Source organism: Escherichia sp. E4930 (assembly GCF_005845405.1).
GTDB lineage: Bacteria > Pseudomonadota > Gammaproteobacteria > Enterobacterales > Enterobacteriaceae > Escherichia.
Window position 1 is genome coordinate 38,722 of record NZ_VCDZ01000021.1, and the last position, 13,750, is coordinate 52,471.

General features: G+C 52.6%; 9 protein-coding genes and 1 pseudogene. 5 read left to right on the forward strand and 5 right to left on the reverse strand.

The annotated features are described in order from the left end of the window. Positions 1-329 precede the first annotated feature (329 nt). Together FFT88_RS20100 and glsA are read right to left on the reverse strand one after the other, a co-directional pair. Entirely contained in the window at positions 330-1,622 is a 1,293-nt protein-coding gene (locus FFT88_RS20100; RefSeq protein WP_135403864.1) for an APC family permease, read from the reverse strand. A gap of 2 nt (positions 1,623-1,624) precedes the next feature. Continuing rightward, positions 1,625-2,557 (reverse strand): glutaminase A, encoded by a 933-nt coding sequence (gene glsA, locus FFT88_RS20105; protein ID WP_130215511.1) that lies wholly within the window; start codon positions 2,555-2,557, stop codon positions 1,625-1,627. A 261-nt stretch (positions 2,558-2,818) separates the two neighbouring features. Between glsA and copA the strand changes: the two genes are divergently transcribed. Next, positions 2,819-5,323, forward strand: coding sequence for a copper-exporting P-type ATPase CopA (gene copA, locus FFT88_RS20110; protein WP_135403865.1), 2,505 nt, complete (start codon positions 2,819-2,821; stop codon positions 5,321-5,323). A gap of 214 nt (positions 5,324-5,537) precedes the next feature. On the opposite strand, the pseudogene FFT88_RS20115 reads toward copA, so the two are convergent. Beyond that, positions 5,538-5,615, reverse strand: a pseudogene (locus FFT88_RS20115) (addiction module antidote protein, HigA family); the annotation flags it as partial. Positions 5,616-5,664: 49 nt separating this feature from the next. Here FFT88_RS20115 and FFT88_RS20120 point away from each other — a divergent pair. Together FFT88_RS20120 and ybaK are read left to right on the forward strand one after the other, a co-directional pair. Next, the gene (locus tag FFT88_RS20120) at positions 5,665-6,459 is read left to right on the forward strand and encodes a TraB/GumN family protein (RefSeq protein ID WP_135403866.1); all 795 of its coding nucleotides are present in this window, start codon (positions 5,665-5,667) and stop codon (positions 6,457-6,459) included. A 202-nt stretch (positions 6,460-6,661) separates the two neighbouring features. After that, positions 6,662-7,141 (forward strand): Cys-tRNA(Pro)/Cys-tRNA(Cys) deacylase YbaK, encoded by a 480-nt coding sequence (gene ybaK / locus FFT88_RS20125; protein ID WP_130215505.1) that lies wholly within the window; start codon positions 6,662-6,664, stop codon positions 7,139-7,141. Between the two features lie 36 nt (positions 7,142-7,177). Here ybaK and ushA read toward each other — a convergent pair whose 3' ends face one another. Beyond that, positions 7,178-8,830: a bifunctional UDP-sugar hydrolase/5'-nucleotidase gene (gene ushA, locus FFT88_RS20130; RefSeq protein WP_135403867.1), complete on the reverse strand. Its 1,653-nt coding sequence runs from the start codon at positions 8,828-8,830 to the stop codon at positions 7,178-7,180. Positions 8,831-9,047: 217 nt separating this feature from the next. Here ushA and fsr point away from each other — a divergent pair, with 217 nt between their 5' ends. Continuing rightward, the gene (gene fsr, locus FFT88_RS20135) at positions 9,048-10,268 is read left to right on the forward strand and encodes a fosmidomycin MFS transporter (protein ID WP_130206317.1); all 1,221 of its coding nucleotides are present in this window, start codon (positions 9,048-9,050) and stop codon (positions 10,266-10,268) included. 238 nt (positions 10,269-10,506) lie between these two features. Next, positions 10,507-12,183: a YbaL family putative K(+) efflux transporter gene (gene ybaL / locus FFT88_RS20140; protein ID WP_130215499.1), complete on the forward strand. Its 1,677-nt coding sequence runs from the start codon at positions 10,507-10,509 to the stop codon at positions 12,181-12,183. A gap of 130 nt (positions 12,184-12,313) precedes the next feature. Here the strand turns inward: ybaL and gsk are convergent, their stop codons facing one another. Next, complete coding sequence (gene gsk / locus FFT88_RS20145; RefSeq protein ID WP_135403868.1) at positions 12,314-13,618, reverse strand: inosine/guanosine kinase; 1,305 nt, start codon at positions 13,616-13,618, stop codon at positions 12,314-12,316. Positions 13,619-13,750: the final 132 nt, after the last annotated feature.

Sequence of the window (13,750 nt, forward strand, 5' to 3'; positions counted from 1 at the left end):
CCTTCCAGGTCATTATTTTAACTGATCTTTATAACCAGCATCATTTTATTTAAGAAGGGTAATAACTTGTGCATCTCTTTTGTTTTTACTTCCCCCATTAAAAGAAATGCAGTGAAAAAGCTTATACGTTATTTATTAAGAATACACTACGACTTTTAGTTTACCATCATCCTCGTTAAGAATAATCCACGATAAGAAGTGATAGAAATCACAGTTTTATCGTCTATATATCTTTTTGGTGTGAATTATTTATTAAAAGCATAAGCAAGGGATTAAATTAAGGATAAAAAATAAAAGCGCAGTGCAGAAAGCACTGCGCACAAGAAGGTTTATACCGTTTTATTCCGTTTCATTACCATTGCCACAATAAGGCTTAGTAATAGTGCGCCTATAATCCACATCAGCGCACTGCTGCCCTGGGACCACAGGCTGTAAATAAAACCGATGATCACCAACAACATAACCAGCGTGCCAACGATGAGGATTGGCAACGAGGCGTGAATATCATGACGCAGGCGGATAGCGACCATAAACACCGCCAGGTAACAGATCAAAAAAGTGGCACTGGCAACGCTGGCGAGCGAGCCTAAATTCAGCGCCGCCGTCATCAGCATGATCAACACCACCACGATGATGTTGCCCCATGTGCTCTGCCGCCACAGGGATTTATTCATTAACTTCGGCAGTTCATGCTCGCTGCCCATGTTGTCCATGATATTAAATACCGCGAACAGGTTAGCGTTAATGGCTGAAGCCGTCGCCAGTAAAGCGCCGATCACCACAATCACATACCCCACATGCCCGAGCAGCGGAGAAGCGGCCTGCGCTACCGCGGTATCGGCATATTTTTCTAACTCTAATGCCGAAACATCGCTAAGCAGTACCAGCGCTAGTGCGATGTAAAGCAGCGTAGTAACGCCAATCGCCACCAGAAACGCCCGTGGCATAATGACCGCCGGATCTTTTACTTTATCCGCTGCGTTCGCCATCATGCCAAAGCCCGCGTAGGCAAGGAAGGTAATCCCGATACAGGAGAAGAACGCGCCGGAAGTGGGGGGCGCGGAGACAGAAATGTGCGCAGGTTGTAGCGACCAGACGCCCGCAATGATCAACAACAACAGGATCATCATTTTGATGCCAACGAGGATAACTTCCAGTCGGCCTACCGCGTGGTTGCTTAAAGAGTTGAAGAGCGTCATCAGCGCAATGATAGCCAGCGCGTACAGCAATATAAGATGCTCATCCTGGCTGCCTTCATGCAGAAACTGCGCGGCATAAGCACCAAATGCGCGGGCAACCATAGCAATACTCACCGCCAGCGTCATCAGGTAAAGCAAGGATAATGCCAGTGAAAAGACGCCGTTCCCTAATCCCCGGCGAAAGAAGTCAATAATCCCGCCATTACTGGGATAACTCGCCCCAAGCCGCGCATAGGCATAACCGGAAAACATCGCCACTATGCCGCCAAAGGCAAAAGCAACCCAGGTTGAGGCTTCCATTAACAACGCCGCCTGCCCCAGCAGGGCAAAGATCCCTGCCCCCACCATTGCCCCGATGCCAATGGAAACGACATTCCATAGCCCGAGGGGTTTGTTACCGTTATCACCTTCCGCGTTCATCATGATCAGCCCTTAAACACGTTATAGCCGAGTTGGTTAGCAACAGATGCCACCATTTTCTGACCCCGAACACTGTTACCGTCTTCATCCAGCGGCGGGGAGAACGCGGCAATCCCCATCACGCCAGGTACGACCGCCAGAATGCCGCCGCCAACGCCGCTTTTTCCTGGCAAACCCACGCGATACGCCCAGTCACCGGAGCGGCCATACAGTCCTTCCATCATCATTTCGGCCAGAATGTATGGCACGTTGTCGGCCTGCAGAATGCGTTTTTGGCTTAGCGGATTAACCCCGCCCGCCGCCAGCGTCGCGCCAAGCGTCGCCAGTTCCACGGTATTGATGAGCGTGGAACATTGGCGAGTGTAGACATCACAGGCTTCCATCGCATCGCAATACAGATATCCGGCGGAGTACAACAGCCAGGCAATAGCGCGGTTATGGAAGTTGGTTGTTTGTTCCGACTGGTTGACTTCGTCAGAGAGCGCGACTTGTTCTCCTGCAAGCTGTTGTTGAATATGTAAAATTCGCTGCCAGCGTTGTTCTGCATTCTCGGCTTTAATCAGACTGACGGCGGCGATAGCCCCCGCATTAACCAGCGGTGATAACGGTTTGCCACCATGAAGTTCTAAGGCAATGACCGAGTTAAAGGGAAGTCCGGTGGGATCTGCGCCAATTTTATCCTGTACTGCCTGCGGGCCGACATCTTCTAACGCGAGGGCTAACGTACAGACTTTGGAGATGGATTCCAGCGCAAAGCGATAATCACTGTCACCGGCACTATAGATATTGCCATCGCAGGTTACGATAGCGACGCTCGCCAGTTGACTGGGGACATTCGCCAGAAAGGGGATGTAGTCGGCGTTTTGTCCGCCGCTAAGTGAGTGAAATTGGGTGTACGCCTGATCCACTGCTTGTTGTAATTTGTTTGCATCTAACATCTTTTGTTAACTCCTTTTTATAGATGCGGGAGGTATTTCCTCACCCCGATGCCAGTTTTCAGGCATCCTGATTTAACTTAGCACCCGTACTTTAGATAAAGGAAAACAAAGAGATAAATGTCTAATTCTGATGCTAATTGCGCCAATTTTTTAATCTCTGCCGACTTTTCATTTCGCTGATAAATAATTTCTTGACCTTCCCCTTGCTGGAAGGTTTACCCTTTATCACAGTCAGTCAACACTGTCTTAAAGGAGTGAACTATGTCTCAAACTATCGACCTGACCCTGGACGGCCTGTCCTGCGGTCACTGCGTTAAACGCGTGAAAGAAAGTCTCGAACAGCGCCCGGACGTTGAGCAGGCTGATGTGTCTGTCACTGAAGCACACGTTACCGGCACTGCCAGTGCAGAACAGCTGATCGAAACCATCAAACAAGCGGGTTATGACGCATCTGTAAGCCACCCAAAGGCTAAACCGCTGGCGGAGTCATCAATCCCGTCGGAAGCACTGACAGCGGTTTCTGATGAGCTTCCGGCAGCGACCGCCGATGACGATGACAGCCAGCAGTTGCTGCTGAGCGGCATGAGCTGCGCCAGCTGTGTCACCCGCGTACAAAATGCGCTGCAAAGCGTACCGGGCGTCACCCAGGCACGGGTAAACCTGGCGGAGCGTACTGCGCTGGTGATGGGCAGTGCCTCCCCACAAGATTTAGTCCAGGCGGTGGAAAAAGCAGGCTACGGCGCGGAAGCGATTGAAGATGACGCTAAACGCCGTGAGCGCCAGCAGGAAACCGCCATCGCTACAATGAAGCGCTTCCGCTGGCAGGCGATTGTCGCCCTGGCGGTGGGTATCCCGGTGATGGTCTGGGGGATGATCGGCGATAACATGATGGTCACCGCTGACAACCGCAGCCTGTGGTTAGTTATCGGCCTGATAACCCTGGCGGTGATGGTCTTCGCGGGCGGGCATTTTTACCGCAGCGCGTGGAAAAGCCTGCGCAACGGTGCGGCGACGATGGATACGCTGGTGGCGCTGGGTACGGGCGTGGCGTGGCTCTATTCGATGAGCGTCAACCTGTGGCCGCAGTGGTTCCCGATGGAAGCGCGGCATCTTTATTACGAAGCCAGCGCGATGATTATCGGTCTGATCAATCTCGGTCATATGCTGGAAGCACGCGCACGTCAGCGTTCTTCTAAGGCGCTGGAGAAATTACTCGATTTAACCCCGCCGACGGCACGACTGGTTACTGACGAAGGTGAAAAAAGCGTGCCGCTGGCGGAAGTTCAGCCAGGCATGCTACTGCGCCTGACGACGGGCGACCGCGTGCCGGTAGATGGTGAAATTACCCAGGGCGAAGCGTGGCTGGATGAAGCGATGCTGACGGGCGAACCTATCCCGCAGCAAAAAGGCGAAGGCGATAGCGTCCATGCCGGGACAGTGGTTCAGGACGGTAGCGTGCTGTTTCGCGCCAGTGCGGTTGGCAGCCACACCACGCTGTCGCGGATTATTCGTATGGTGCGCCAGGCCCAGAGCAGCAAGCCAGAAATCGGTCAGCTGGCGGATAAAATCTCTGCCGTGTTTGTGCCGGTGGTAGTGGTGATTGCGCTGGTCAGTGCGGCAATCTGGTATTTCTTTGGTCCGGCACCGCAGATTGTCTATACCCTGGTGATTGCCACCACGGTGCTGATTATTGCCTGTCCGTGTGCGCTGGGGCTGGCGACGCCGATGTCGATTATTTCGGGCGTCGGGCGGGCGGCTGAGTTTGGCGTGCTGGTACGGGACGCCGACGCGCTGCAACGCGCCAGTACGCTCGATACTGTCGTGTTCGATAAAACCGGGACGCTGACTGAAGGGAAGCCGCAGGTTGTCGCAGTGAAAACGTTTGCTGATGTTGATGAAGCGCAGGCATTGCGTCTGGCGGCGGCGCTGGAGCAAGGTTCCAGCCATCCGCTGGCACGAGCGATCCTCGATAAAGCAGGGGATATGCAGCTGCCGCAGGTCAACGGTTTCCGCACATTGCGCGGGCTGGGCGTGAGCGGTGAAGCAGAAGGTCATGCGTTATTGCTGGGTAATCAGGCGTTGTTAAATGAGCAACAGGTTGATACCAAAGCTATCGAAGCGGAGATTACTGCTCAGGCATCGCAAGGCGCAACGCCTGTGCTGCTGGCGGTTGACGGGAAAGCGGTGGCCCTGCTGGCAGTACGCGATCCGTTGCGTAGTGATAGCGTGGCGGCACTGCAACGCCTGCATAAAGCGGGATATCGTCTGGTGATGTTGACCGGGGATAACCCAACCACCGCCAATGCAATCGCCAAAGAAGCGGGAATTGATGAAGTGATTGCCGGGGTGCTGCCGGACGGTAAAGCCGAAGCGATCAAACGTCTGCAAAGTGAAGGACGTCAGGTGGCAATGGTAGGCGACGGCATTAACGACGCGCCAGCGCTGGCCCAGGCGGATGTCGGCATTGCGATGGGTGGCGGCAGTGATGTTGCCATTGAAACTGCGGCGATTACCCTGATGCGCCATAGCCTGATGGGGGTAGCGGATGCGCTCGCTATTTCCCGCGCGACGCTGCGCAATATGAAGCAGAACTTGCTCGGTGCGTTTATCTACAACAGTATCGGTATTCCGGTCGCCGCCGGTATTTTGTGGCCGTTCACTGGAACGCTGCTAAACCCGGTAGTTGCCGGAGCGGCAATGGCGCTCTCGTCGATTACCGTAGTGAGTAACGCCAACCGATTGCTGCGGTTTAAACCGAAGGAATAAGTACGTCATTGCGGATGCGCTGCTTTAGGGCGGCGCATTTGGCATCGGCGCATGACTGCCGGATGCGGCGTAAACGCCTTATCCGGCCTACGGTTCAGGCATTGGTTTGTAGGCCTGATAAGACGCGCCAGCGTCGCATCAGGCAATGGTGCTCGGATGCCGGATGCGGCGTGAACGCCTTATCCGACCTACGAGATGAAGCGATGTTTTGACCTTACGCGACCTTTTTTGCACGCTCTTCACGGCGTGCCAAATATTCGGTCGCAGTTTCAATCCGTCTCAACTCCATTTGCGCCATCCCTCCCCGCGCGCTAGCATGATATTTCACAAAGGGAGGTCGTATGGATCTGTTGTACCGGGTAAAAACGCTTTGGGCCGCGCTGCGCGGTAATCATTACTCCTGGCCTGCCATCGATATCACCCTCCCCGGCAATCGCCATTTTCATCTGATTGGCAGTATTCATATGGGGAGTCACGATATGGCTCCCCTGCCCACCCGTTTGCTCAAAAAACTCAAAAACGCCGACGCGCTGATCGTCGAGGCGGATGTTTCCACCAGCGATACACCTTTTGCCAATTTGCCAGCCTGCGAGGCGCTGGAAGAGCGCATTAGCGAAGAACAATTGCAAAATCTGCAGCACATTAGCCAGGAGATGGGAATTTCTCCCACGCTGTTTTCTACCCAACCGCTGTGGCAAATCGCGATGGTTCTTCAGGCGACACAGGCGCAAAAACTGGGGCTGCGGGCAGAATATGGTATCGATTACCAGCTATTGCAGGTGGCGAAGCAACAACATAAACCCGTGATTGAACTGGAAGGGGCAGAAAACCAGATTGCCATGTTGCTCCAGCTTCCCGACAAAGGACAGGCGCTGCTGGACGATACGCTGACCCACTGGCATACCAACGCACGGTTGCTGCAACAAATGATGAGCTGGTGGCTGAATGCACCGCCACAAAATAATGAAATAACGCTGCCCAATACGTTCAGTCAGTCGCTGTACGATGTCCTGATGCACCAGCGAAATCTCGCCTGGCGGGATAAACTGCATGCTATGCCGCCAGGGCGCTATGTGGTCGCTGTCGGTGCTTTACATCTGTATGGAGAAGGGAATTTGCCGCAAATGTTGCGCTAAAAAAATGGCCAATATCGCTATTGGCCCGTCAAAGAGGAATTTCATATTTTTATTATTATGCCGTCGCTTTAAACGACGGTGTAAGTCGATTGTCGCTCAATCTCACCATCCTGCCAATACTCTTAGGCAAGATGACACTTTTTTTTGGGCCGCCATCAGGCGTATGCTTTCTCCGTTTTTTGTTTGAGGCAGGAAAATTACGATGACACCCGCAGTTAAATTACTCGAAAAAAACAAAATTTCTTTTCAGGTTCATACCTACGAACACGATCCGGCTGAAACCAATTTTGGCGATGAAGTCGTCAAAAAATTAGGTTTGAATCCGGATCAGGTCTACAAAACGCTGCTGGTCGCAGTGAACGGCGATATGAAACATCTGGCAGTGGCCGTCACGCCGGTCGCAGGTCAATTGGATCTCAAAAAAGTGGCTAAGGCGCTGGGAGCCAAGAAAGTAGAGATGGCCGATCCGATGGTCGCGCAGCGTTCAACGGGATATCTGGTTGGTGGAATTAGCCCACTAGGGCAGAAAAAACGTCTGCCGACGATTATCGACGCCCCCGCACAAGAATTTGCCACTATTTATGTTTCCGGCGGTAAACGCGGGCTGGATATCGAACTGGCGGCAAGCGATCTGGCGAAGATCCTCGATGCCAAATTTGCCGATATCGCCCGTCGCGATTAAGCATTGTGCCGGATGTGAACATCCGGCACTTTCAGATTACTGCCAGCTCACCTCACCTTTCGGCTCATAAGCATTCGCATCCAGCGGCGAGTTTTTCTGGATATACGCTTTCAGCACTTCGGCATCAATAAAGCCGGTATTCACATAGCCCGGTTTGTTATCAAGGTGCGGGTAACCATCACCGCCAGTAGCATTAAAGTTTAATGTTGCCATGCGGTAGGTTTTTGCCGGATCGACCGGTTCGCCTTTAATTTTCAGGTCGTTGAGTTTGCCGTCTTTCGCCACAAAACTGACGTTGGCAAATTGCGGGTAGGCACCGGAATCCGGCTTCATCTGCGCGACGGCAGTCAGGTAATCAATCGCCTCTTTACCGGTCATGTCGGCATACACCACCACATTGCCGAACGGCTGCACTTTCAGCACGTTTTTATAGCTGATATTGCCTGCCTCGATAGAATCACGAATTCCGCCTCCGCTCATCACCGCAAAGTCGGCACCAGTACGATCCATTTGGGCTGCCAGAATCAACCGCCCCATATTGGTCTGTACAAAACGCACTTTGTCACGATCGCCTTCCAGACGACCATTGGTTTCGCCAATTTTCACTTCCAGCTGCGCTTTGCCTTTGTTCTGGAACGGCGATAACAGCGAAATCATTTGCTGATTCTCGGCGATTTCCGGGGTGTACAGTACACGCTCGCTTTTCCCGTCTTCCCAGGTGACTTTTTTCTTCAGGTTTACCGGAATCAACTGGTAGTTGACCATTTTCATTTCGCCGTTGCGAAACTCAAAGTCGGCCCGACCAACGTACTTGCCCCACTCATGCGCTTGTACAATCCAGATGCCGTTTTGTTGATCCGGTTTGCATGGCGTACCAGGAACGTAATCTACCTGCTTTTTATTTTCAGCTGCCATACAGACTGGATCTTGCGAATGTCCGCCGACAATCATCGCCAGCGATCCGGCATGCAAACTGCGCGCCATCTCTACATCACCCGGCGCGTTAGAACCGTGCTCACCGTTGTCGTAATGCCCCATATGGGTCGCCGCGATAATAATGTCCGGCTTTTCTGTCTGTTGCAGCTCCTGGATCACCAGTTTGGCTTCGTCGGCAGGTTTACGGAATTCAATGTCGGTGAAGTTTTCTGGGTTACCTAATTTCGCTGTTTCATCAGTTGTTAAACCGATAACGGCGATTTTCAGATCCTGGCGCTTAAACAGCGCCCAGGGTTTAAACAGGCGCTCGCCGGTACTTTTTTGATAGATATTGGCAGAGAGCAACGGGAACTTTGCCCACTTTTCCTGCTGGCGTAATACGGTGAGCGGGTTATCAAATTCATGATTGCCAATCGCCATTGCATCATAGCCCACCAGATTCATGCCGCGAAAATCTGGCTCTGCGTCCTGCAAATCGGATTCCGGCACACCGGTATTAATGTCGCCACCAGAAAGTAGCAGCACGCTCCCGCCTTCAGCGGCGACCTCTTTACGAATACCGTCCACCAGCGTTTTTTGTGCCGCCAGACCGTATTCGCCATATTCATTGCGCCAGAAATGACCGTGATGGTCGTTGGTATGCAGAACCGTAATTTTATAGGTTTTATCCTGCTCATAGGCCAACGCAGTTGCACTCGCCAGTGACAATGTGGTTAACAGTGCTAATGCCACACCCCGCTGCAATAATTTCATACTTCTCTCCCTGACCAGATAATAACGTGTTGAAAATTAGTATGACGCGACATCATAGACAAGTCTGCGTTCGGTTACGATAAATCTACATCCAGATTGGAAATTCTGTTTTCCACATTGAGACTTCCTTCAAAAGGCACGTGCAGGTATGTTAGTCAGGTAATAATCACAATTAAGATAAATTTTTACATCGCAACTCTAAAAAAGTGACTTTCCTATGGCAATGAGTGAACAAACCCAGCCTGTGGCGGGCGCGGCTGCATCGACCACTAAGGCTCGCACATCGTTTGGCATTTTAGGCGCTATCAGCCTTTCGCATCTGCTGAACGACATGATCCAATCGCTGATTCTGGCGATTTATCCGCTATTACAGTCAGAGTTTTCCCTGACGTTTATGCAGATTGGGCTGATAACCCTCACCTTCCAGCTCGCCTCTTCGCTGCTGCAACCGGTCGTCGGCTACTGGACAGATAAATACCCAATGCCGTGGTCGTTGCCAATTGGCATGTGCTTTACCTTAAGCGGCCTGGTATTGCTGGCGCTGGCGGGCAGTTTTGGCTCGGTGTTGCTGGCGGCGGCGCTGGTCGGTACCGGTTCGTCGGTCTTTCATCCGGAATCTTCCCGCGTGGCACGTATGGCGTCTGGCGGACGTCATGGTCTGGCGCAATCCATCTTCCAGGTCGGCGGTAACTTTGGCAGTTCGTTGGGGCCTTTGCTGGCGGCGGTGCTCATCGCCCCCTATGGCAAAGGCAACGTTGCATGGTTTGTACTGGCGGCACTGCTGGCAATCGTGGTGTTGGCGCAAATCAGCCGCTGGTACTCTGCGCAGCACCGAATGAGTAAAGGCAAGCCGAAAGCGCCAATAATCAATCCGCTGCCACGAAATAAGGTCGTTCTGGCTGTTTGCGTACTGTTAGTGCTGATTTTCTCGAAATATTTCTATATGGCGAGCATCAGCAGCTATTACACCTTTTATCTGATGGAAAAATTCGGATTATCCATCCAGAATGCCCAACTTCATCTGTTTGCCTTCTTATTTGCCGTTGCGGCGGGGACGGTGATTGGCGGGCCTGTTGGCGATAAGATTGGGCGAAAATATGTAATTTGGGGCTCTATCCTCGGTGTTGCGCCTTTTACGCTTATTTTACCGTACGCAAGCCTGCACTGGACGGGGGTTTTGACGGTGATTATTGGATTTATCCTCGCCTCGGCGTTTTCTGCCATTCTGGTTTATGCTCAAGAGTTGTTGCCGGGACGTATCGGCATGGTTTCCGGGCTCTTTTTCGGTTTTGCTTTTGGCATGGGTGGCCTTGGAGCCGCAGTTCTGGGGCTTATCGCCGACCATACCAGTATCGAGTTAGTTTATAAAATATGTGCTTTCCTGCCGCTTCTTGGAATGTTGACCATATTCTTACCTGATAATCGGCATAAATCCTGAATTCCCGGCAGCCAAAGGTAAACTTTGGCTGCTTCATTTTGCAGTAACCATAAGCCTTTCCTCTTCATACACCTCATCACTTTTCCGATCCGTGCCTTTTTTGCGGCTAATTCCATTTTTCTGCAAAATTCAACAATTATTCATAAACATCATCTATGAAATTGTCATAAACTATTACCTGTAATTTTGGTTTTCCCGGCCAAAATATGGACAACCACCACCAGGAAAAGGAGACGGAATGCATCACGCCACCCCGCTTATCACCACAATTGTTGGCGGCCTTGTGCTTGCCTTTATCCTCGGCATGCTGGCCAATAAACTGCGTATTTCTCCTCTGGTGGGATATCTGTTAGCGGGTGTGCTGGCAGGCCCCTTTACCCCAGGTTTTGTTGCCGATACAAAACTTGCGCCTGAACTGGCGGAACTGGGCGTCATTTTGCTGATGTTCGGCGTCGGCCTGCATTTTTCGCTCAAGGATTTGATGGCGGTAAAGTCCATCGCCATTCCCGGCGCGATCGCCCAGATAGCCGTGGCGACACTGCTGGGTATGGCTCTCTCCGCCGTGCTGGGCTGGTCGTTGATGACTGGTATCGTGTTCGGTTTGTGTCTTTCCACCGCCAGTACCGTGGTGTTACTGCGCGCACTTGAAGAACGGCAATTAATAGACAGCCAGCGAGGGCAAATCGCCATCGGCTGGCTGATTGTGGAAGACCTGGTGATGGTCCTGACGCTGGTGTTGCTGCCAGCGGTAGCCGGAATGCTGGAACAGGGCGATGTGGGCTTTGCGACGCTGGCGCTGGATATGAGTATCACCATCGGCAAAGTGGTCGCATTTATCGCCATTATGATGTTGGTAGGTCGCCGTCTGGTGCCGTGGATTATGGCACGCAGCGCAGCAACCGGTTCGCGCGAGTTGTTTACCTTGTCGGTGCTGGCGCTGGCGTTAGGGATTGCTTTTGGCGCGGTGGAGCTGTTTGACGTCTCCTTTGCACTCGGCGCGTTCTTTGCCGGGATGGTGCTGAATGAGTCCGAACTTAGCCACCGTGCCGCTCACGATACGTTGCCATTGCGCGATGCGTTTGCAGTGTTGTTCTTCGTCTCTGTCGGGATGTTGTTTGATCCGTTAATCCTGATTCAGCAGCCGTTGGCGGTGCTGGCTACGCTGGCGATTATTCTGTTTGGTAAATCGGTCGCGGCGCTCTTCCTCGTCCGGTTGTTTGGTCACTCCCAGCGTACGGCGTTGACCATCGCCGCCAGCCTGGCGCAGATTGGTGAGTTCGCATTTATCCTGGCGGGACTGGGGATGGCATTGAATCTGCTGCCGCAGGCGGGGCAAAACCTGGTGCTGGCGGGGGCGATTTTGTCGATTATGCTCAACCCTGTGCTGTTCGCGCTGCTGGAGAAATACCTGGCGAAAACCGAAACGCTGGAAGAGCAGACGCTGGAGGAAGCTATCGAAGAAGAGAAGCAGATTCCGGTGGATATCTGCAACCATGCGCTGCTGGTAGGTTATGGTCGTGTGGGCAGCCTGCTGGGGGAGAAATTGCTCGCGTCTGATATTCCTTTAGTGGTGATTGAGACGTCACGTACTCGCGTCGACGAACTGCGTGAGCGCGGAGTCCGGGCGGTATTAGGCAACGCGGCTAACGAAGAGATCATGCAACTGGCGCATCTGGAATGCGCAAAATGGCTGATCCTGACGATTCCCAACGGTTACGAAGCAGGCGAGATTGTGGCGTCTGCTCGCGCGAAAAACCCGGATATTGAGATTATCGCCCGCGCCCATTATGACGACGAGGTGGCATATATCACCGAACGTGGCGCGAATCAGGTGGTGATGGGCGAGCGTGAAATTGCCCGTACCATGCTGGAACTGCTGGAAACGCCACCGGCAGGTGAAGTGGTGACGGGGTAAACGGTGGTTGCCTGATAACAGGCGCGGATATGTAGGCCTGATAAGACGCGGTCAGCGTCGCATCAGGCATCGAGAGCCAAATGCCAGATGCGGCGTGAACGCCTTATCTGGCCTACGAACCGACGATAACTTAACGATCCCAGTAAGATTCTTCCAGGCTGTCTTCACGCTCCGGCAGCCCGCGCGTTAAGCGTGGAGAATGCTGGTTCAGTACCTGATAGCTCACACGGTTGGCATATTTACACACCTGCGCTAATGACGAATACGTCAACCAGGTGAATTTATGCTTGCTGGAATTTGGTACGCTGCTACGGTGATAACTGTTAGCGGTAATGTCATGCAACAGCGCCGCCAGCGCCCCATCTCCGGCACCGTTGGTGTTCATGATTTTTTCTGGTCCGCCCATATACGGCGCAATGTGCGAATAGACGCGCAGCGGATTCTGGCAATCCTTGTGGCGCATGGCGCGGCTAAACTCATACTGGTTAAATTCCGCGATAGCGCCCGGCAGCAGCGGATGCTGGGTTTTGCGTTTCGCTTCGTCTTCAGTAAAGCCCGCCATATACAAACCGATTGGCCCGGCGGTGCACAGCACCAGATCCACCCAGTCCAGCGCCTTGTCAGACGCCAGCAGCGGATCGATCTCTCCGGTCAACGCTTCGGCTTCTTCTTCGTTCATCGCAAGGATGGAAACGTGTTCTTTGAGGAATTGCTGCCACCACTGCGGATTCTCGGCGATGACAAATTTAGTCCCCAGCGTCAGCACCACCGGCACGTTATATTTCTTCGCGTACTCAATGGCTTTCATGGTCGCTTCTGGCATCGGTTCGCCCGGCTTGCAGCGCACCAGATATGAGGTGAGTACCAGCGCCGACGCTCCGGCAATCACATCTTCCGGAATGCTTTCTGCCCGTAGCTGGTTCATGTGGCCAGGGCTAATGGCAAAAGTGCGTTCGCCAGACTCGCCAATCAGCGTAAAACAGCGTCCAATCGGGCCGTCTACGCCTTGCAGATAGTTAAGATCGGTACGGCTGGAGGTATTACACAAATAACGATAGGCGTAGCTGCCAATTTCAATATTGCTGCACATCACGCCCAGAAGTACCGAGCGGTCATCCGCCAGTACCGAGTAGTTATGCATGGTGTTACCAATAGTGCCACCCGCAAACTGATGGGTAATCAGGTTTTTCTCTTTAAGTTCCTGATAGAGTGCTTCGGCAACGTCATCTTCAATCACCAGTGAATGCCCGGCACTTAATCCATAACGTTCAATGAACTCATCATCCACTTTCGCTTCTATATCAACCAGAGTCTGGTCGATACCCACTACCCAGGCGGCGCTGGTTTCGTTTTCTGGCTGGAACTGCTGAAGCAGCGGATCGCGTGCGTTTACGGGGAAGTAATGTTTGGATTTACGTTTACCGGGAAATTTCATGGTTGTTTTTACGGGTGGTTAACTGAGCGGCGAATGTTAACACAATCTCACGGGAACGCGCGAGATGCAGCCAGTTTCAATATCAGCAGACGAGATCGCATTATCATGGCAGAGCTTCCTTACAATGGCGTA

What these genes read in the sequence shown, in the direction of transcription:
- ushA (WP_135403867.1), bottom strand. Translation starts at nt 8,830, where the DNA reads ATGAAATTATTGCAGCGGGGTGTGGCATTAGCACTGTTAACCACATTG.
- glsA (WP_130215511.1), bottom strand. Translation starts at nt 2,557, where the DNA reads ATGTTAGATGCAAACAAATTACAACAAGCAGTGGATCAGGCGTACACC.
- FFT88_RS20120 (WP_135403866.1), top strand. Translation starts at nt 5,665, where the DNA reads ATGGATCTGTTGTACCGGGTAAAAACGCTTTGGGCCGCGCTGCGCGGT.
- FFT88_RS20100 (WP_135403864.1), bottom strand. Translation starts at nt 1,622, where the DNA reads ATGATGAACGCGGAAGGTGATAACGGTAACAAACCCCTCGGGCTATGG.
- fsr (WP_130206317.1), top strand. Translation starts at nt 9,048, where the DNA reads ATGGCAATGAGTGAACAAACCCAGCCTGTGGCGGGCGCGGCTGCATCG.
- ybaK (WP_130215505.1), top strand. Translation starts at nt 6,662, where the DNA reads ATGACACCCGCAGTTAAATTACTCGAAAAAAACAAAATTTCTTTTCAG.
- gsk (WP_135403868.1), bottom strand. Translation starts at nt 13,618, where the DNA reads ATGAAATTTCCCGGTAAACGTAAATCCAAACATTACTTCCCCGTAAAC.
- copA (WP_135403865.1), top strand. Translation starts at nt 2,819, where the DNA reads ATGTCTCAAACTATCGACCTGACCCTGGACGGCCTGTCCTGCGGTCAC.
- ybaL (WP_130215499.1), top strand. Translation starts at nt 10,507, where the DNA reads ATGCATCACGCCACCCCGCTTATCACCACAATTGTTGGCGGCCTTGTG.